The sequence below is a fragment of the Enterobacter sp. 6722112 genome (assembly GCF_058661685.1).
In genome coordinates, this window is record NZ_JBZWGR010000007.1 from 1,284,315 (window position 1) to 1,303,715 (window position 19,401).

The 19,401-nt window shown below is 57.2% G+C and carries 19 protein-coding genes; 14 read left to right on the forward strand and 5 right to left on the reverse strand.

The window, feature by feature from the left end; genetic code table 11:
* Positions 1-729, reverse strand: a complete 729-nt coding sequence (locus tag AC4OVU_RS07605) for a phosphatase PAP2 family protein (protein ID WP_110292723.1) — start codon at positions 727-729, stop codon at positions 1-3.
* Between the two features lie 167 nt (positions 730-896).
* Between AC4OVU_RS07605 and AC4OVU_RS07610 the strand changes: the two genes are divergently transcribed.
* On the forward strand, positions 897-2,129 hold the full coding sequence (locus AC4OVU_RS07610; protein WP_032647826.1) for an MFS transporter: 1,233 nt from the start codon (positions 897-899) through the stop codon (positions 2,127-2,129).
* A 524-nt stretch (positions 2,130-2,653) separates the two neighbouring features.
* Here the strand turns inward: AC4OVU_RS07610 and AC4OVU_RS07615 are convergent.
* Together AC4OVU_RS07615 and AC4OVU_RS07620 are read right to left on the reverse strand one after the other, a co-directional pair.
* Positions 2,654-3,466, reverse strand: coding sequence for a Cof-type HAD-IIB family hydrolase (locus AC4OVU_RS07615; RefSeq protein WP_022650681.1), 813 nt, complete (start codon positions 3,464-3,466; stop codon positions 2,654-2,656).
* A complete protein-coding gene (locus AC4OVU_RS07620) occupies positions 3,456-4,670 on the reverse strand; it encodes an MFS transporter (RefSeq protein WP_017384883.1) in 1,215 nt (404 codons plus the stop codon). The genes AC4OVU_RS07615 and AC4OVU_RS07620 overlap by 11 nt, the downstream gene beginning before the upstream one ends.
* 82 nt (positions 4,671-4,752) lie before the next feature.
* Here AC4OVU_RS07620 and AC4OVU_RS07625 point away from each other — a divergent pair, with 82 nt between their 5' ends.
* Entirely contained in the window at positions 4,753-5,310 is a 558-nt protein-coding gene (locus tag AC4OVU_RS07625; RefSeq protein ID WP_032647831.1) for a TetR/AcrR family transcriptional regulator, read from the forward strand.
* 288 nt (positions 5,311-5,598) lie between these two features.
* Here AC4OVU_RS07625 and AC4OVU_RS07630 read toward each other — a convergent pair whose 3' ends face one another.
* A complete protein-coding gene (locus tag AC4OVU_RS07630) occupies positions 5,599-7,284 on the reverse strand; it encodes an aspartate:alanine antiporter (RefSeq protein ID WP_026080732.1) in 1,686 nt (561 codons plus the stop codon).
* A gap of 274 nt (positions 7,285-7,558) precedes the next feature.
* On the opposite strand from AC4OVU_RS07630, the gene AC4OVU_RS07635 reads away from it, so the two are divergent.
* Positions 7,559-7,933: an inner membrane protein YbjM gene (locus AC4OVU_RS07635; protein ID WP_017384878.1), complete on the forward strand. Its 375-nt coding sequence runs from the start codon at positions 7,559-7,561 to the stop codon at positions 7,931-7,933.
* A 30-nt stretch (positions 7,934-7,963) separates the two neighbouring features.
* Here AC4OVU_RS07635 and AC4OVU_RS07640 read toward each other — a convergent pair whose 3' ends face one another.
* A complete protein-coding gene (locus tag AC4OVU_RS07640; protein ID WP_006809455.1) occupies positions 7,964-8,233 on the reverse strand; it encodes a GrxA family glutaredoxin in 270 nt (89 codons plus the stop codon).
* A gap of 185 nt (positions 8,234-8,418) precedes the next feature.
* Here AC4OVU_RS07640 and nfsA point away from each other — a divergent pair, with 185 nt between their 5' ends.
* From nfsA to AC4OVU_RS07695, 11 genes are all read left to right on the forward strand, one after another.
* The gene (gene nfsA, locus AC4OVU_RS07645; protein ID WP_015571015.1) at positions 8,419-9,141 is read left to right on the forward strand and encodes a nitroreductase NfsA; all 723 of its coding nucleotides are present in this window, start codon (positions 8,419-8,421) and stop codon (positions 9,139-9,141) included.
* A gap of 64 nt (positions 9,142-9,205) precedes the next feature.
* Positions 9,206-10,108, forward strand: coding sequence for a 30S ribosomal protein S6--L-glutamate ligase (gene rimK / locus AC4OVU_RS07650; protein WP_017693733.1), 903 nt, complete (start codon positions 9,206-9,208; stop codon positions 10,106-10,108).
* Between the two features lie 63 nt (positions 10,109-10,171).
* Positions 10,172-10,648, forward strand: coding sequence for a YbjN domain-containing protein (locus tag AC4OVU_RS07655; protein WP_003858385.1), 477 nt, complete (start codon positions 10,172-10,174; stop codon positions 10,646-10,648).
* Between the two features lie 350 nt (positions 10,649-10,998).
* Positions 10,999-12,111: a spermidine/putrescine ABC transporter substrate-binding protein PotF gene (gene potF, locus AC4OVU_RS07660; protein WP_015571013.1), complete on the forward strand. Its 1,113-nt coding sequence runs from the start codon at positions 10,999-11,001 to the stop codon at positions 12,109-12,111.
* Positions 12,112-12,254: 143 nt separating this feature from the next.
* Positions 12,255-13,388 (forward strand): putrescine ABC transporter ATP-binding subunit PotG, encoded by a 1,134-nt coding sequence (gene potG / locus AC4OVU_RS07665; protein WP_017693732.1) that lies wholly within the window; start codon positions 12,255-12,257, stop codon positions 13,386-13,388.
* Positions 13,389-13,397: 9 nt separating this feature from the next.
* On the forward strand, positions 13,398-14,351 hold the full coding sequence (gene potH / locus AC4OVU_RS07670) for a putrescine ABC transporter permease PotH (RefSeq protein ID WP_045142264.1): 954 nt from the start codon (positions 13,398-13,400) through the stop codon (positions 14,349-14,351).
* Positions 14,348-15,193, forward strand: a complete 846-nt coding sequence (gene potI, locus AC4OVU_RS07675) for a putrescine ABC transporter permease PotI (RefSeq protein ID WP_003858378.1) — start codon at positions 14,348-14,350, stop codon at positions 15,191-15,193. The genes potH and potI overlap by 4 nt, the downstream gene beginning before the upstream one ends.
* A gap of 42 nt (positions 15,194-15,235) precedes the next feature.
* Positions 15,236-15,733 carry a YbjO family protein gene (locus AC4OVU_RS07680; RefSeq protein WP_110292412.1) on the forward strand — a complete coding sequence of 166 codons (498 nt, stop codon included), beginning with the start codon at positions 15,236-15,238 and terminating at the stop codon, positions 15,731-15,733.
* Between the two features lie 40 nt (positions 15,734-15,773).
* A complete protein-coding gene (rlmC, locus tag AC4OVU_RS07685; protein WP_129541525.1) occupies positions 15,774-16,904 on the forward strand; it encodes a 23S rRNA (uracil(747)-C(5))-methyltransferase RlmC in 1,131 nt (376 codons plus the stop codon).
* A 313-nt stretch (positions 16,905-17,217) separates the two neighbouring features.
* Positions 17,218-17,925 carry a response regulator transcription factor gene (locus tag AC4OVU_RS07690; protein ID WP_110292394.1) on the forward strand — a complete coding sequence of 236 codons (708 nt, stop codon included), beginning with the start codon at positions 17,218-17,220 and terminating at the stop codon, positions 17,923-17,925.
* Positions 17,909-19,378 (forward strand): sensor histidine kinase, encoded by a 1,470-nt coding sequence (locus AC4OVU_RS07695; RefSeq protein ID WP_045341375.1) that lies wholly within the window; start codon positions 17,909-17,911, stop codon positions 19,376-19,378. The genes AC4OVU_RS07690 and AC4OVU_RS07695 overlap by 17 nt, the downstream gene beginning before the upstream one ends.
* Positions 19,379-19,401: the final 23 nt, after the last annotated feature.

Genomic DNA, 19,401 nt, shown 5'->3' on the forward strand with positions numbered 1-19,401 from the left:
TTACTCTTTAGCAAACCAGGTGGAAACCAGCCCGTAAACCAGCACCTGGGAAAACCAGACCCACCACCCGGCCCACAGGTTGTGAGAGAAAAAATGCGCGCCGCGCATGACCTGCCCGAATCCCATCAGCAGCCCCATAACAACGCCTAACGCGACAAAGGACCATGCCAGGCGCGGACGTTCACGCCAGAAGGCAAAAAACAACCCCATCACCATAAACCCGCTTGAGGCGTGGCCGCCGGGAAAGCAGCGTCCCGGTCCGCTGTCTGCCGGAACGGCGCTGAACAGGGGATACGAGACGGCTTTGCCGCCATACTCCACCAGATCCCACGGACAGCTGTGGTGGCTTATGCTTTTCAGCACCCCAACTATCAGCGCCCCCAGCCCCATCAGAAGCGCGGCCGTCACCAGCCGGGCATTGCGTTTGTAAGCGCCGTAAATCAGCGATACGGCAGCCAGCGCAATGGCCACATATTTCGCCAGCCGATGGTTGAGCAGATCCAGTAGCGGGTTTTGCTGTAGCGGGAAATGATGCGCCGCCGCGTCATACCAGAAGCCGGTGATCCATCGGTCAAGCGATTCATCGCGCGAAAGCCAGGTAAAAAGCAGCGCAAGGACGATCAGCCCGAAAAGCTGATAACCATAAAAGCGGGCAGGCAAACGGTAAAGGCGTTTTGTCTTATTTGTCGGTAACTTAGATAATTCTGAAGGGCTGACGGCGTGTGTCATAGTTTCGGTCAATAACGTGAAATAGCACTATCATAGGGAGGGCAACTTAAGGAAACCTTAAACAACAACGATAAGTGCTTTATTTCTGTGTTTTCACGTGATTATGCTATCTCAGACAGCGGCAATTCATTACACTCATCGCGATTTTTTCATACTAAAGAGATTGCATGATAAACCGTTCTTCTTCCGGTAATCGTCTGGGTCGTCAGGCGTTACTTTTTCCTCTGTGTCTGGTGCTTTACGAATTCTCTACCTACATCGGCAACGACATGATCCAGCCAGGCATGCTGGCTGTGGTTGAGCAGTACAACGCAGGTATTGAGTGGGTACCTACATCCATGACCGCCTATCTGGCGGGCGGCATGTTTTTACAGTGGCTTTTAGGGCCGCTGTCGGATCGTATTGGCCGCCGCCCGGTGATGCTGACGGGCGTGGTGTGGTTTATCGTCACCTGTCTCGCCACGCTGCTGGCGCAGAACATTGAGCAATTCACGCTGCTGCGTTTCCTTCAGGGCGTGAGCCTTTGCTTTATTGGCGCCGTGGGCTACGCCGCTATTCAGGAGTCGTTTGAGGAGGCGGTATGTATCAAAATAACCGCGCTGATGGCGAACGTGGCGCTGATTGCGCCGCTTCTGGGGCCGCTGGTGGGAGCCGCATGGGTCCACGTTGCGCCGTGGGAAGGGATGTTCGTCCTCTTTGCCGCGCTTGCGGCCATCTCTTTCTTTGGGCTGCACCGTGCGATGCCGGAGACCGCCACCCGCCTGGGCGAAAAGCTCTCGCTTAAAGAGCTGGGGCGTGATTATAAGGCGGTGCTGAAAAACGGCCGTTTTGTCGCGGGCGCGCTGGCGACGGGCTTTGTCAGCCTGCCGCTGCTGGCGTGGATTGCCCAGTCGCCGGTTATTATCATCAGCGGCGAGCAGCTTAGCAGCTATGAGTATGGCCTGTTACAGGTGCCGATTTTTGGCGCGTTGATTATCGGTAACCTGGTGCTGGCGCGTCTGACGTCGCGTCGTACCGTGCGTTCGCTGATTATTATGGGCGGCTGGCCCATTGCGGCAGGGCTGATTATCGCGGCGGTGGCGACCGTAGCCTCGTCTCATGCGTACCTGTGGATGACGGCGGGGCTGAGCGTTTACGCGTTTGGTATTGGCGTGGCGAATGCCGGTCTGGTACGCCTGACGCTGTTCGCCAGTGAAATGAGTAAAGGCACGGTGTCTGCCGCGATGGGGATGCTGCAAATGCTGATTTTCACCGTCGGTATTGAGGTGAGCAAGCATGCCTATGCTTTCGGCGGTAACGGACTGTTCAGCCTGTTTAACCTCGCCAACGGCGTGCTGTGGATTGCCCTGATGGTGGTATTCCTGAAAGACAAACGCGTCGGAAACGCCCTGCAACCGTAATCCTTATTCCCTCTACCCCGTGGGCGAGCTCGGGACAGTCCCCTCTCCCTGTGGGCCGAGGGATCCCCAGTAATTTGAAAGCAAAAGCTATAACGTTGCCTCAGAATAACTGAGGGCTTTCAGCGATGCCTCGGTCCGGCTGTAAATCGCTGAGGCGTTTCCTGTAGGCCGGGGCGAGGCGCAGGGATGCGCCGAGAGGGCGGGCTTTACAGGGATGTTACCTCCGCCCGTCCCCGATAAGCCGGAGGGAATAAGCCGAAGGCACCGCGAAGCGGCGATTTTCCGCCGGAAGCCCGGGTCGCCAGGGTGGTGGCGACTGAGCCACCCTGGCACGTTCACCGGTCATGTCGTGACAGAGTAGCAAGGAACATAAAGTGAACGGAATGACCACCAGAGCCGTATGTTCCCCCTCACCCCAGCCCTCTCCCTCAAGGGAGAGGGGGCCGTCTGTGCAGGCATTATTTTGTGGGGAACCCTTAGCCCTGTGGGAGAGGGTTAGGATGAGGGCACCAGAGCGCACGGAATCAATTAAACGGCGCCTCCCCGTCCAGCACCCTATCAATTACGTCCAGCACCCCTTCGTCATTATTGTTCGGCGCTTCATAGCGGGCCACCGCCTTAATGTGCGGTCTGGCATTGGCCATCGCGAAGCCAAACCCAGCCTGGCGCAACATCTCCACGTCGTTACCGCTGTCGCCAAAGGCCACCACTTCACTGTCCTCAATGCCCCAGCGCGCTTGCAGGATCCGCAGGCCGTTAGCTTTGTGTACGCCGGGGATAATCAGGTCGATACTGCCGTGTCCCGTGGTCACCGGCACCATGATGTCGCCAAGCTTCTCATGCAGCAGCGCCTGAATGCGCGGAATTTCGTCGTCAGAGACGTTTAGCCCGAATTTGAAGAAAATATCGTTGAGGTTGTCAAAGCTGCTGACGCTTTCAAGGCGGTGATAGTATTTCGCAGCAATCTCTTTGAAGAGGTCGTTATACGTTTTCAGCGTGTAGGCGCTGTTTTTTCCGCAGGCAATTATCTCAATGCCGGGCACGTCGTTTAACAGGGTGGCGACGGTCAGAAAATGCTCTTTCGACAGTTCGCCGTTAAACACGTCTTCGCCCGCATCCACCACCCAGCCGCCGTTTTCGGCAACGAAGGCAATTTCATGGGCGATCTCCGGGAAAAATGAGATCAGCTGGTAGTACTGGTTTCCGCTGGCGACCACAAAACGGATGCCTTGCGCTTTCATGCGCGCGTACTGCGCCAGAAAACGCGCGCGGTTATAGGTTTTCGCATCGCTCAGGAAGGAGCCATCCATGTCGACTGCAATCAGTTTAACGCTCATATCCCTTCTCCATTGACGTTGTTTCTGCTTCCGGTTTTGCCACCGCTCGCGCCACCAGGGCGGCAATAATGACTAACCCTAATACCACCAGCATCGCGCTGCGTAACCCGTAGTGCTCACCGAGGAATCCAAGCAGCGGCGGGCCCACCAGGAAAGCGAGGTAGCCCGTGGTCGCCACGACGCTCACGCGCGTCGGCGCGTCGGGGCCGGTATCGCTGGCAGCGGAAATGGTCAGCGGGAAGCCAAGGGAGGCGCCCAGTCCCCACAGGATCACCGACACGCCGGCAATCCAGTCCACATCCACAAAGATAATCATCGCGATGCCCAGCCCACCCAGCAGGGCGCTGGCACGGACGACAGCCACGCGGCTGTAACGGTCGATAAACCAGCCCCCGGTAAAGCGTCCGACGGTCATGCCGAGCGTGAACCCGGCGTAAATCAGCGAGCCGGAGGTGGGGCTAAATCCGTGCCCGTCTACCATCAGCAACGGTAGCCAGTCGTTGGCGGAGCCTTCAGCAAACGCCATCGCCAGTACCACCACGCCAATCAGCATCAGCTGGAAATCGCGATAGAAGGGCAACCCTTTTGCCGCAGACTTCTGTTCGTCCGAGGCATTTTGTCCTGTGCCAGCGGGAATAGCCCTGATGCCGGTGAGGATCGGGATAATACAGACCAGCGCCGCGAGTAAAATGTGCACATTGGCCGCAATGCCCAGCGCCGTCAGCGCCATCCCTATGCCCGCGCCCGCCAGCGTGCCGAGGCTGTAAAAGCCATGCATCATCGGCAGCACCGTTTTGTTCATCGCCTGTTCAACGGCGGCCCCCTCGACGTTAATGGCCACTTCCGCCGCACCAAAGCTGCCGCCAAATACCATCAGCCCAAGGGCAAACATCAGCGGCGAGGCGAACCACAGCGCCACGCTCAGACCGAGCATTCCCACCACGGCGCAGCACATGGTGGTGCGGATCACCGCGCGCGTGCCAAAGCGTTTCACCAGCCAGGCCGAGCAGAGGATGCCGCTCATCGAGCCAATCGACAGGCCAAACAGCACGATCCCCATCTCCGCCGTCGAAACGGATAGCGTATCGCGGATTGCCGGGGTGCGCGTTGCCCAGGAAGCCATCAGCAGCCCGGGGATGAAGAAGAACATAAATAGCGCCCACATGCGCAGATGCAGGGCTTTGCGAGGAGAAGTTAGCGTCATTGGGATCAGCACCAGAAGTACAACAATAGCGACAACACTAGCAACTTTGTGTACATTTGTACATAAACCGGATGAGGATTTTATGAGCAGACCACCGAACGACCCTAACCGCCGCGAGAAGATACTCCAGGCGACGCTGGACACCATTGCTGAGCACGGTATTCATGCCGTCACGCACCGCAAAATTGCCACCTGCGCAGGCGTGCCGCTGGGGTCGATGACCTACTATTTCGACGGGATGGAGTCGCTTCTGGAGGAGGCATTCACGTGGTTTACGCAGCAGATGTCTCAGCAGTACCGGGATTTCTTCGCGGGGGTTACGGGGCGCGAGAGGGCGTGCGAGGCCATTACCACGCTGATCCACAGTTCAGCCGTGACCACGCCACACAATATGGCGCTGATGTATCAGCTGTACGCGTTTATGCACCGCAGCGCCGCGCTGAAAACGGTGATGCAGGACTGGATGAAGATGAGCCAGGCTACGCTGGAGCAGTGGTTTGATCCGGCCACCGCCCGCGCGCTGGATGCGTTTATCGAGGGGATGACGCTGCATTTTGTGACCGATCGGTCGCCGTTAACTCGGGAAGAGATCCGGGTGATGGTGGGGCGGATTGCCCGTGAGCAGATGCCACGCGATTAGCAGAAGGGCACCATGATGTTACCGGCCCAGAACTTTTGCTTGGAGTCGATTCGACTACCCTGCTTGCCGGGTGACGGCTTCGCCTTACACGGCCTACAATCCTGAATCTTAAATTTGTATTTCTTCAGGCAACAAAAAACCCATCAACCTTGAACCAAAACGGCGGGGTTGATGGGCTCCACAAATTGGGGACATCAAAGAAAAGCAGTGGCACTAGTTATGACTGCACCCTGCGTAAAAAGTTCTGCGCGTAACGAAAATTTTTTCAGCTACACGCAAACTTGAGATTTATCCGAGTCCAGGCCAGATAATGATGATCAGCGTACCCGCCAGCGTCAGCAGCACGTTGGCGATTGCGTACGTGCCTGCATAGCCCAGCGCCGGGATATTGCTGCGCGCGGTGTCGCTGATGATCTCCATCGCCGGTGCGCAGGTGCGCGCGCCCATCATCGCGCCGAAGAGCAGGGCGCGGTTCATGCGCAGCACGTAGGCGCCGAACAGGAAACAGATCACCACCGGTACCAGGCTGACGATAAGTCCGGAAACCAACATTTGCCAGCCGACCGCGCCCAGGCCGTTGCCAATGCCGCTCCCGGCGCTTAATCCGACACCCGCCATAAAGACCATCAGACCGAACTCTTTCACCATGTTCAGCGCCCCCTGAGGGATATAGCCGAAGGTGGGATGGTTCGCTCGCAGGAAGCCCAGCATGATCCCGGCGAACAGCAGACCGGCTGCGTTACCAATGCCGAAGCTAAAGTTGCTGAACTGGAAGGTTATCATCCCGATCATCAGGCCGACAATGAAGAAGGCGCAGAAGGCTAACAGGTCCGTCACCTGGCTGTGGATCGAGATAAAGCCGATACGGTCGGCAACGGTTTTAACCCGTCGGGCATCGCCGCTGACCTGCAACACATCGCCTTTATTGAGCACCACGTTATCGTCGATAGGCATTTCAATCTGGCTGCGGATCACGCGGTTGAGGAAACAGCCGTGGTCGGTCAGCTTCAGCTGTGCCAGACGGCGGCCCACGGCGTTGTGGTTTTTCACCACAATCTCTTCGGTGACGATACGCATGTCCAGCAGGTCGCGGTCAAACACCTCTTTCCCGTTGCGGAAGCTCGGATCGAGACGCGCGTGGGCGTCCGGGTAGCCAACAAGGGCGATGTCATCGCCCATCTGGAGCACCGCGTCACCGTCCGGGTTTGCCAGAATGCCGTTGCGACGGATACGTTCGATGTAGCAGCCGGTCTGACGGTAGATCCCCAGCTCGCGCAGGTTTTTCCCGTCGGTCCAGGCAACCAGCTCCGGCCCGACGCGGTAGGCGCGGATCACCGGCAGGTAAACTTTACGTTTGGAGTCCGTGTCCAGGCCGCGCTCGCGGGCGATGGTCTGGGCGCTGGTCTGGAGATCCTGATGCTGAAGTTTTGGCAGATAGCGCGCGCCAACAATCAGGCTCACCAGACCAATCAGATAGGTCAGGGCATAGCCCAGACTCAGGTTGTCCAGCGCGGAGGAAAGCTGCGTGCCTGCCATGCCAGAATGACGAAGCGTATCCCCCGCGCCAACAAGCACCGGCGTGGAGGTCATCGAGCCTGCCAGCATACCGGCCGTTAAGCCGATGTCCCAGCCAAACAGTTTGCCCAGTCCTAACGCAATCAGCAGGGCGCTGCCGACCATCACCAGCGCCAGCATCAGGTAATTTTTGCCGTCTCGGAAGAAAATGGAAAAAAAGTTCGGACCGGCTTCCACGCCTACGCAAAAAATAAACAGCATGAAACCTAAGTTAAGCGCGTCCGTGTTAATACTGAAATGTTGTTGACCTAATAACAGGGAGACGACTAAAACGCCAATGGAATTACCAAGTTGAACTGAACCCAGGCGTAATTTACCCAGACAAAGGCCCAGCGCCAGTACCACAAATAATAACAGGATGTAATTCCCATTTAACAAGTCTGCGACGTTTATATTCACGGAGGCTAACTTCTTGTTTACCAGTAAGTTGTTGAATGAAAGGACTATTTGGGCTACTGTTTTCAGAGTCAGGGAATCACTTTGCATCTCCCTGCTTCCTGATAAATACCCTAAACACTAGCAGTCGGTTAGTTTAATCGTAATAGCTACCGACAGCCACCTATTATCGCACGACTTCTGTGCGTGCTTTGGCAAGGATTGCCGCATTGCTTTATCTGACTGGGCGTCCACCGGACGATTTTTGTATTTGATAGAGATAAGTCAGGAGGATAGTTTGAACTTTAAACGAAACTGGGCTGGCGTAATCAGCTGTTTTTTGCTGTTTACGGTCGTTTGCATGTCGCTCGCTTTTAACGTGAAAGGCGCCTTCAGAGCGTCCGGTCATCCCGAGCTGGGCCTGTTGTTCTTCATCCTGCCGGGGGTAGTCGCCGGTTTTCTCTCGCGTAAAGGCGAGGTGGTGATGCCGCTTATTGGGGCAATGCTTGCGGCCCCGCTCTGCCTGCTTCTGATGCGCGTGCTGTTTCTCTCGTCGAGAAGCGTCTGGCAGGAAGTGGCGTGGCTACTGAGTGGCGTTTTCTGGTGTGCGCTGGGCGCGCTCTGTTTCTTATTTACGCGCAGCCTGCTGCAACAGAGGAAGCACCGTAAATAAAAACGCCCTCAGGGTGAGGGCGTCTTCGCATTACTGAGCCGCAAACAGGCCCAGGTGTTCTTTGGCGTAGGCCTCAAAATCGGTGCAGCCGCCGATGTGTTTCTGATCGAGGAAGATCTGCGGCACGGTTTCAACCGGTTTACCCACGGTTTTTTCCAGATCGGCTTTAGTGATGCCTTCCGCGTGGATATCCACGTAACGGAAGTTGAAATCATCACGTTCTTCAGTCAGTTTCTCTGCCAGCTCTTTCGCGCGTACACAGTAAGGGCATCCTGGACGACCAAAAATTACTGCAAACATTTCTCTCTCCTCAAAAAACAAGCCTGACGGCGAATGGCGCCTATAGTGCACGATAACCTGCCGTCATGGAAAGAAGGTTTCACCTGTCACTTTGATACAGTCAGGCTATGTTTCGCCAATTACATCAGGTGGATCATTGCCTATACTGGCTGCCATACGTTTTACGCAACACAAAGAGAGACAAAATGACGCCAACCATTGACCTGCTTCGTTCCCACCGTTCCATTCGCCATTTCACCGATGAGCCGATTACCCAGGCGCAGCGGGAAGCGATCATCGACAGCGCAAGAGGCACCTCCAGCTCCAGCTTTTTGCAGTGCAGCTCCATTATCCGCATCACCGATCCGGCGATGCGTGAGCAGCTGGTAACGCTGACGGGCGGACAAAAGCACGTTGCCCAGGCGGCTGAGTTCTGGGTGTTCTGCGCCGATTTTAACCGTCATCTGCAAATCTGCCCCGAGGCCGAGCTGGGGCTGGCGGAACAGCTGCTGCTGGGCGTGGTGGATACGGCGCTGATGGCGCAAAACGCGTTCACGGCGGCGGAATCGCTGGGGCTTGGCGGCGTCTATATTGGCGGGCTGCGTAACAACATCGAAAGCGTGACGGAACTGCTGAAGCTGCCGAAACACGTGCTGCCGCTGTTTGGTCTGTGCCTCGGCTGGCCGGCGGATAACCCGGATCTGAAGCCGCGCATTCCTGCTGCGATGCTGGTGCATGAAAATCACTACCAGCCGGTCGATCAGGACGTTCTGCATCAATACGATGAAGAACTGGCGAACTACTATCTGACGCGCGACAGCAACAACCGCCGCGACACCTGGAGCGACCATATTCGTCGCACCATCATCAAGGAGAACCGCCCGTTCATTCTTGATTATCTGCACAAACAGGGCTGGGCAACGCGGTAGTCCATTCCTCCTGCGCCTCGTGTATGATAGGCAGGCTTTTACCATGTCTTTAGAGAGGTGCAGGGTGAAAATTGCCATATTGTCCCGGGATGGAACGCTCTATTCATGTAAACGCCTGCGAGAAGCGGCGGCGAAACGCGGACATCAGATTGAGATCCTCGATCCGATGTCCTGCTATATGAACATCGACCCTGCGGCATCGTCGATTCATTACAAAGGCCGCAAACTCCCGCATTTTGATGCGGTGATCCCCCGCATTGGCTCCCAGATCACCTATTACGGTACGGCTGCGCTGCGCCAGTTTGAAATGCTGGGAAGCTATCCGCTCAACGAGTCCGTGGCGATCTCCCGCGCCCGCGATAAGCTGCGCTCGCTGCAACTGCTGGCGCGCCAGGGGATCGATCTGCCCGTCACCGGGATTGCCCACTCCCCGGACGACACCAGCGATTTAATCGACATGGTGGGCGGTGCGCCGCTGGTTATTAAGCTGGTGGAAGGTACGCAGGGTATTGGGGTGGTACTGGCGGAGACGCGTCAGGCGGCGGAAAGCGTGATCGACGCGTTTCGCGGTCTGAATGCCCATATTCTGGTGCAGGAGTATATTAAAGAGGCCAACGGGTGCGACATCCGCTGCTTTGTGGTGGGCGATGAGGTGGTGGCCGCCATAGAGCGGCAGGCAAAAGAGGGCGACTTCCGCTCTAACCTGCACCGCGGCGGTATCGCGCGGGTGGCCCTTATTAGCGAGCGCGAGCGCGAGATTGCGGTGAAAGCAGCGCAGACGCTGGGCCTGGACGTGGCGGGGGTCGATCTGCTGCGTGCCGGGCGCGGGCCGCTGGTGATGGAAGTCAACGCCTCGCCGGGGCTGGAAGGGGTGGAAAAAACCACAGGCGTCGATATTGCAGGTAAAATGATCGCATGGATTGAACGCCATGCGACGCCGGGATTTTGCCTGAAAACGGGCGGTTAAATGGATCGGCGCGCACTTTTTGCGTAATCTGGACAACGTTTTTATTTAAGAGGCTGCACAGCGATGGATTTACAGGTCGTACCTACACTGGATACGTTACGTCAATGGCTCGATGATGCCGGTATTACTTTCTTCGAATGCGACTCCTGCCAGGCGCTGCATCTGCCTCACATGCAAAATTTCGATGGCATTTTCGATGCCAAAATCGATCTGATTAACGACGTGATCCTGTTCTCGGCGCTGGCTGAAGTAAAGCCTTCTGCGCTGCTGGCGCTGGCGTCTGATCTGTCAGCGATCAACGCCAGTTCTTTGACGGTGAAAGCGTTTCTCGACATACAGGATGATAATCTGCCAAAGCTGGTGGTTTGCCAGTCTTTATTCTCCGGCGCGGGGCTCTCCTTCAAGCAGTTCGCCTGGTTTATGCGCCTGAGCGAAGAGCAAATTTCCATGGTAATGATGGAAGCCAACGCACATCACCTGCTGTATAGCGCGGAAGATGACGCCGAGAATAATGATGCATCTCCCAATTTTCTCCACTAAGCCTGTCTGACTTTTGCGCAGTCGCTGCCAGAGCGGCTGCATAACACCGTTTTTTCTGCTGCTTTTAACCTTTCTTTAAAGAGTTTTTCACCTCCTCTGCGGCCGTTTCGGCTTATCACGTAGACATAATCTGCATAAAAAATTGATAAAAGGCGTTTTTTCGTCTGGGCTATAGCCGGAGACACGGGCTACAGTTATTCTTGCGGTGCTTAAAAAAGCGAGCGGAACCTGCCGGAATGAGGGGGGTATTTTATTTCGGGCAGAGCGACAAACTATGCATGATTATTGCATATCTTCAGGCTGCACAGATTTGGTTCGTTTGTTAACGAACTTTCAGAAGGAATAACAATATGATCGCCTTGAATAAAAAATGGTTATCGGGTCTGGTTGCGGGTGCTCTGATGGCCGTCTCTGCCGGCACGCTCGCTGCGGAACAAAAAACGCTGCACGTCTATAACTGGTCTGACTATATTGCGCCGGACACCGTCGCGAATTTTGAAAAAGAGACCGGCATTAAGGTTGTCTACGACGTATTCGATTCCAACGAAGTGCTGGAAGGCAAACTGATGGCGGGCAGCACCGGTTTCGATCTGGTGGTGCCGTCGGCAAGCTTCCTGGAGCGTCAGCTGACCGCCGGTGTCTTCCAGCCGCTGGACAAGAGCAAATTACCAAACTGGAAAAACCTCGATCCGGACGTGCTGAAGCTGGTGGCGAAGCACGATCCGGAGAATAAATACGCGATGCCTTACCTGTGGGCGACCACCGGTATTGGCTATAACGTGGATAAAGTCAAAGCGGCGCTGGGCCCGGACGTCAAGCTGGACAGCTGGGACGTGGTGCTGAAGCCGGAAAACCTCGAGAAGCTGAAAAGCTGCGGCGTCTCTTTCCTCGATGCGCCGGAAGAGATTTTCGCCACCGTGCTTAACTATCTCGGCAAAGATCCAAACAGCAGCAAGGCCGACGACTACACCGGTCCGGCGACCGACCTGCTCCTGAAGCTGCGTCCGAATATTCGCTACTTCCACTCCTCTCAGTACATCAACGACCTGGCTAACGGGGATATCTGCGTGGCCATCGGCTGGGCGGGCGATGTCTGGCAGGCGGCGAACCGCGCGAAAGAGGCCAAAAACGGTGTGAATGTTTCCTACTTCATTCCGAAGGAGGGGGCGCTGGCGTTCTTCGACGTCTTCGCGATGCCGGCTGATGCGAAAAATAAAGAGGAAGCGTATCAGTTCCTCAACTACCTGATGCGTCCGGAGGTGATTGCCCACATCAGCGACCATGTCTACTACGCCAACGGTAACAAGGCCTCCGTGCCGCTGGTGAGCGAAGAAATCCGCAATAATCCGGCGATCTATCCGCCAGCCGATGTGTTTGCCAAGCTCTTCACCCTGAAAGTGCAGGAACCGAAAATTGACCGTGTGCGTACCCGCGCGTGGACCAAGGTGAAAAGCGGTAAGTAACGGCGTTTGATATCGTTGCCCGGTGGCGCTGTCGCTTACCGGGCCGACAGATCCCGTAGGCCGGGCAAGCGTTAGCGCCGCCCGGCGATGCGCACCCTGACGGTGCGTTTGCACCAGTGTTGATCTATGCCGGAGAGCACCCCGTGAATGACGCGATCCCCCGCCCGCAGGCGAAAGTCCGTAAAGCGCTGACCCCGCTTCTTGAAATTCGTAACCTCACCAAATCCTTCGACGGCCAGCATGCCGTGGACGATGTCAGCCTGACGATCTACAAAGGTGAAATTTTTGCTTTGCTCGGTGCATCGGGCTGCGGCAAATCCACACTGCTGCGTATGCTGGCAGGCTTTGAACAGCCTACCGCCGGGCAGATCGTGCTGGATGGGGTAGACCTCTCCAGCGTGCCGCCGTACCAGCGGCCCATAAACATGATGTTCCAGTCCTATGCCCTGTTCCCGCACATGACCGTTGAGCAGAACATCGCCTTCGGCCTGAAGCAGGACAAACTGCCGAAAGCCGAAATCACCGCGCGCGTGGCAGAGATGCTGAGCCTGGTGCATATGCAGGAGTTTGCGAAGCGTAAGCCGCATCAGCTTTCCGGCGGCCAGCGTCAGCGCGTGGCGCTGGCAAGAAGTCTGGCGAAGCGTCCAAAATTATTACTGCTCGACGAGCCGATGGGCGCGCTGGATAAAAAGCTGCGCGACCGGATGCAGCTGGAAGTGGTGGATATCCTCGAGCGCGTGGGGGTGACCTGCGTGATGGTGACTCATGACCAGGAAGAGGCGATGACCATGGCCGGGCGCATTGCGATCATGAATCGCGGTAAGTTCGTGCAGATCGGCGAGCCGGAAGAGATCTACGAACACCCGACAACCCGCTACAGCGCGGAGTTCATCGGCTCGGTGAACGTCTTCGAAGGGCTACTGAAGGAACGCCAGGACGACGGTCTGGTGATTGAATCGCCGGGGCTGGTGCACCCGCTGAAGGTTGATTCTGATAACTCCGTGGTGGACAACGTGCCGGTTTACGTTGCCCTGCGCCCGGAAAAAATCATGCTTTGCGATGAGCCGCCCGCCGATGGCTATAACTTTGCCGTGGGCGAAGTGGTACACATTGCCTATCTCGGCGATCTGTCGATTTACCATGTGCGCCTGAAAAGCGGCCAGATGCTCAGCGCCCAGTTACAGAACGAACATCGTTATCGCAAGGGACAGCCAACCTGGGGCGACGAAGTGAGCCTCTGCTGGGATGCGGACAGTTGCGTAGTCCTGACGGTATAAGGAGCGGCCATGAGCACATTTGAACCACCAGCCCGCGTCAAAAAACCGGGCGGTTTCGCGCTCTGGCTGGCGCGCATGCAGATGGCGCATGGCCGCAAGCTGGTCATCGCCATGCCCTATATCTGGCTGATCCTGCTGTTTCTGCTGCCGTTCCTGATCGTCTTTAAGATCAGCCTGGCGGAGATGGCGCGGGCGATCCCACCGTATACCGATCTGTGGGAGTGGGCCGACGGGCAGCTGACGCTGACCTTAAACCTCGGTAATTTCCTGCAACTGACCGACGATCCGCTCTATTTCGAAGCCTATTTGCAGTCGTTACAGGTTGCGGCTATTTCTACGATTTGCTGCTTGTTGATGGGCTACCCGCTGGCGTGGGCAGTGGCGCACAGCAAGCCGTCGACGCGAAATATTTTACTGCTGTTGGTCATTTTACCGTCGTGGACGTCGTTCCTGATCCGCGTGTACGCGTGGATGGGGATCCTGAAGAATAACGGCATACTGAATAACTTCCTGCTGTGGCTTGGGGTCATCGACCAGCCGCTGACGATCCTGCACACCAACCTTGCGGTGTATATCGGGATTGTCTATGCCTATCTGCCGTTTATGGTGCTGCCAATCTATACGGCGCTGACGCGAATCGATTACTCGCTGGTGGAAGCCTCGCTGGATCTCGGCGCACGCCCGTTGAAGACTTTCTTCAGCGTCATTGTGCCGCTCACCAAAGGCGGGATCATCGCCGGATCGATGCTGGTGTTTATCCCGGCGGTCGGGGAGTTTGTGATCCCGGAGCTGCTCGGCGGCCCGGACAGCATCATGATTGGCCGCGTGCTGTGGCAGGAGTTCTTCAATAACCGCGACTGGCCGGTGGCCTCGGCGGTGGCGATCGTCATGTTACTGCTGCTGATCGTGCCGATCATGTGGTTCCACAAACATCAGCAGAAACAGATGGGAGACCACGGATGAACAACTTACCGGTAGTACGCTCCCCGTGGCGAATTGCGATCCTGATTATCGGCTTTACCTTCCTGTATGCGCCAATGCTGATGCTGGTGATCTACTCGTTCAACAGCTCTAAGCTGGTCACCGTCTGGGCGGGCTGGTCCACGCGCTGGTACAGCGAGCTGTTCCACGATGATGCGATGATGAGCGCGGTGGGGCTGAGCCTGACCATTGCGGCGCTGGCGGCGACGATGGCCTGCGTGCTGGGCACTATCGCCGCGCTGGTGATGGTGCGCTTTGGCCGTTTCCGCGGGGCCAATGGTTTCGCGTTTATGATCACCGCCCCGCTGGTTATGCCGGACGTCATCACCGGCCTGTCGCTACTGCTGCTGTTTGTCGCGCTGGCGCACGCCATCGGCTGGCCAGCGGATCGCGGGATGCTCACCATCTGGCTGGCACATGTCACCTTCTGTACGGCGTATGTGGCGGTGGTGATCTCCTCGCGGCTGCGCGAGCTGGATCGCTCCATTGAAGAGGCGGCGATGGATCTCGGCGCAACGCCGCTGAAGGTCTTTTTCATCATCACGCTGCCGATGATTATGCCGGCGGTGATCTCCGGCTGGCTGCTGGCGTTCACGCTCTCGCTCGACGATCTGGTTATCGCCAGCTTTGTGTCGGGACCGGGCGCGACGACGCTGCCGATGCTGGTCTTCTCCAGCGTGCGGATGGGGGTGAATCCGGAGATCAACGCCCTGGCGTCCATCATCCTTGGCGTGGTCGGAATTGTCGGATTTATCGCCTGGTATTTGATGGCGCGCGCGGAAAAACAGCGTGTGCGCGATATCCAGCGTGCAAGACGCGGCTGAAGGAATTACTATTTCCAGTGATGTGCCGCGTATGACGTGGCACTGTTTTTCAGGGAAGTAAAAACAGTGGGATTCTTACAAAAAACACGTCATTCGCACGCTCGTCCGAACGTCCCTGCACTGGTGCAGGTGGCGGCGCTCGCCATTATTATGATCCGCTGCCTGGATGTGCTGATGATAATGAACACGCTGGGTCCGCGCGGAATGGGGGAATTTATTCACCGCAGCGCGCAGACGTGGAATCTGACGCTGGTGTTTCTCAGCAGCCTGATGCTGGTGTTTATTGAGATCTACTGTGCGTTCTCGCTGGTGAAAGGACGTAACTGGGCGCGCTGGGTGTATCTGCTTACGCAGATCACCGCCGCAGGCTACCTGTGGGCCGCCTCGCTGGGCTATGGCTATCCGGAGCTGTTCAGCATACCCGGTGAGTCGCGACGCGAGATTTTCCATTCACTGGTGATGCAAAAACTGCCGGATATGCTGGTGCTCTGCCTGCTTTATCTCCCGGCTTCCAGTCGGCGGTTCTTCCGCCTGCAATAATGTGTATAATCGCAGCCCTCGTGTTTCTTAAGGTTTTCATATGCAGTGCGCACTCTATGACGCCGGACGCTGCCGCTCCTGTCAGTGGATAGAACAGCCGGTCTCTCAACAACTCACCGCCAAAATGGCCGACCTGCAACAGCTGCTGACAGCACATGCGGTGGGCGAGTGGTGCGCACCCGTCAGTGGCCCGGAACAGGGCTTTCGCAATAAAGCCAAAATGGTGGTCAGCGGCAGCGTTGAAAAGCCGCTGCTGGGGATGCTGCACCGCGACGGCACCCCGGAAGATTTAACCGACTGCCCGCTGTATCCCGCCTCGTTTGAGCCGGTGTTTAGCGCGCTGAAGCCGTTTATCGCCCGGGCGGGGTTAACGCCCTATAACGTTGCCCGCAGGCGAGGCGAGCTGAAATACCTTTTGCTGACCGAAAGCCAGATCGACGGCGGGATGATGCTGCGCTTTGTGCTGCGTTCGGAAAACAAGCTGGAGCAGCTGCGCGCGGCGCTTCCGGAGTTGCAGGAACAGCTTCCGCAGCTCAAGGTTATCACCGCGAATATTCAGCCGGTGCATATGGCGATCATGGAAGGGGAGAAAGAGATTTTCTTCACCGAACAGCATGCGCTGGCGGAGCGTTTTAACGGCGTGCCGCTGTGGATCCGTCCGCAAAGCTTCTTTCAGACTAACCCCACCGTCGCCAGCGCGCTGTATGCCACCGCGCGCGACTGGGTGCGTGCGTTACAGGTTCATCACATGTGGGATCTGTTCTGCGGCGTCGGCGGCTTTGGCCTGCACTGTGCCACGCCAGACATGCAGCTCACCGGAATTGAGATCTCCGCCGAAGCGATTGCCTGCGCGAAGCAGTCCGCCGCAGAGCTGGGGCTGACGAATCTGCACTTCCAGGCGCTGGACTCGACCCGGTTCGCCACCGGACAGGGCAACGTGCCGGAGCTGGTGCTGGTGAACCCGCCGCGCCGGGGTATCGGCCAGGCGCTCTGCGACTACCTGAGCCAGATGGCGCCGGAGTACATTGTCTACTCCAGCTGTAACGCGCAGACCATGGCGAAGGATATCGCTCATCTACCGGGCTACCGCATTGAACGCGTGCAGCTTTTCGATATGTTCCCGCATACCGCCCATTATGAAGTGCTGACGTTGTTGGTGAAAACGCGCTAATCCTCAACATCGCCCGGTGGCGCTGCGCTTACCGGGCCTACGATCCGGAGTAGGCCGGGTAAGGCGTAGCCGCCACCCGGCTTTGTTTGCTCAACCCAGTAATGCGACTCCCGTCTCTGTTTTAAGCCAGCGTGGCGCTTTCAACTGGTCGGCAAAATAGCCTGTCAGCTCACGTTGTTAACCAAAGCGCAGGCCGGGTAAGGCGAAGCCGTCACCCGGCATAAACCCCGCACAATGTTCAACAAAATGTGAACTCTTCCCCCGCTCGAAATCAGGTAAGCTTACGTCATAACAAATGATTGAAGGCTTACCCATGAAGCAGATCCTGCTGGTAGAAGATGACCACGATATCGCGGCACTCCTGCGTCTTAACCTGGAAGATGAAGGCTATGCCATTACCCACGAGCCCGACGGGGGCAACGCCTTACAGCGTCTTGAAACACAGCCGTGGGACGCGGTGATCCTCGATCTGATGCTGCCGAATGTCGATGGTCTGGAGATTTGCCGCCGTATCCGCCAGATGACCCGCTACCTGCCCATTATCATCATTAGCGCCCGCAGCAGTGAAACTGACCGTATTACCGGCCTGGAAACCGGGGCGGATGATTATCTGGCAAAACCTTTCTCGGTGCAGGAGCTGATTGCCCGCATTAAGGCGCTGTTTCGCCGTCAGCAGGCGATGGGCCAGGCGCAGACGGACGGCATTATTCAGGCGCACGGACTGAATATCGATCCGCTGGCGCGCACCGTGCGCCTTAACGGCCAACACGTCGATCTCACCCCGCGCGAATTTGAACTGCTCTATTTCTTTGCCCGCCATCCCGGAGAGGTCTTTTCGCGGCTGGCACTGCTGGAGCAGGTATGGGGGTATCAGCACGAAGGCTACGAACACACCGTCAATACCCACATTAACCGCCTGCGCATTAAAATAGAGAAAGATGCCGCCGAGCCGGAGATCGTTCGCACCGTCTGGGGCAAAGGCTACAAATTTGCGGAGCAGAATCATGATGCGTCGCTTTAGCCTGAGCCAGCGCCTGACGCTGCTGTTTACGGCGTTACTGCTGCTCTGCGCCACCGTCGCCTGTGCGGTGCAGCTCTACAGTAGCATGCAGTACGGCAATGCGATGGTGCAGCGGCTCTCCGGCGGGCTGGCGCAGCAGATTGTGCAGCGGGAAGCGATTGTGGATGCGCAGGGCAGGGTGGATCGCAGCGCCTTAAAACCGCTGTTCGACCGGCTGATGACCTTTAATCCGAGCGTCGAGCTGTATGTTGTCTCGCCAGATGGCGATATCCTGGCCGATGCCGCCCCGCCAGGGCACATTCAGCGGCAAAAAATTGACCTCGTGCCGATACAGAATTTCCTCAGCGGGACGGTGATGCCGGTGTTTGGCGACGATCCCCGAAGCCAGAATAAGAAAGTCTTCAGCGCCACCCCGCTGCGGCAGGACGGTGAGCTGAAGGGGTATCTGTACATTATTTTGCAGGGGGAGGAGTCCAACGCGCTGGCGGAGATGGCCTGGCACAAAGCGCTCTGGAGTACGGCGCTGTGGTCGATGCTGCTGGTGGCGCTGTTTGGTCTGCTGGCGGGGTTGCTGCTCTGGTACTGGGTGACGCGCCCGGTTAAAGAGCTCACGCTGGACGTGGCCGGGCTGGAGCAGGACAGCATCAGCGCGATTAAGCAGCTGGCGGCCCAGCCGCTTGAGCCTGCCGGCCAGGATGAAGTGGCGATCCTGCGCAATACCTTTATCGAGCTGGCGCGCAAAATCACCTCTCAGTGGGATCGGCTGGCCGACAGCGACCGCCAGCGCCGGGAGTTTATCGCCAACATTTCGCACGACTTACGCACCCCGCTGACGTCGCTGCTGGGTTATCTGGAAACGCTGTCGCTGAAATCCGCAACGCTGTCGCCGCAGGAGCATCAGCAGTACCTCGCTACCGCGCTGCGTCAGGGGCAAAAGGTACGCCATCTGTCGCAGCAGCTGTTCGAGCTGGCGCGTCTTGAGCACGGCGGCATCAAGCCCCAGCGCGAGCGTTTTGCCATGGCTGAACTGATTTCCGACGTGGCGCAAAAGTTTGAACTCGCTGCCCGCACGCGTGAGTTAAATCTGCACATTGACGTCCCGGGTCCGCTGCCGCAGGTGTTGGCCGATGTTTCCATGATTGAACGGGTGGTGACGAATCTGCTGGATAATGCGATACGCCATACCCCAGCAGGTGGAGACATTCGTCTGGCGGTGTGGCAGGAGAACGACCGGTTACAGGTTGAAGTGGCCGACAGCGGAACGGGTGTTGATGCCGCATTACGGGACGATCTGTTCCAGCGTCCGTCAGCGTTAAATCCACAGGCCTCGCGGGAGCACCGGGGCGGGTTAGGGCTGTTAATCGTGAAAAGAATGCTGGAGCTGCACGGCGGGGGGATCAGGCTGATGGAGTCCGTGAGCGGGGCACGGTTCAGGTTCTTTGTGCCGCTTTAAGAAATTGCCGGGTGGCGGCTTCG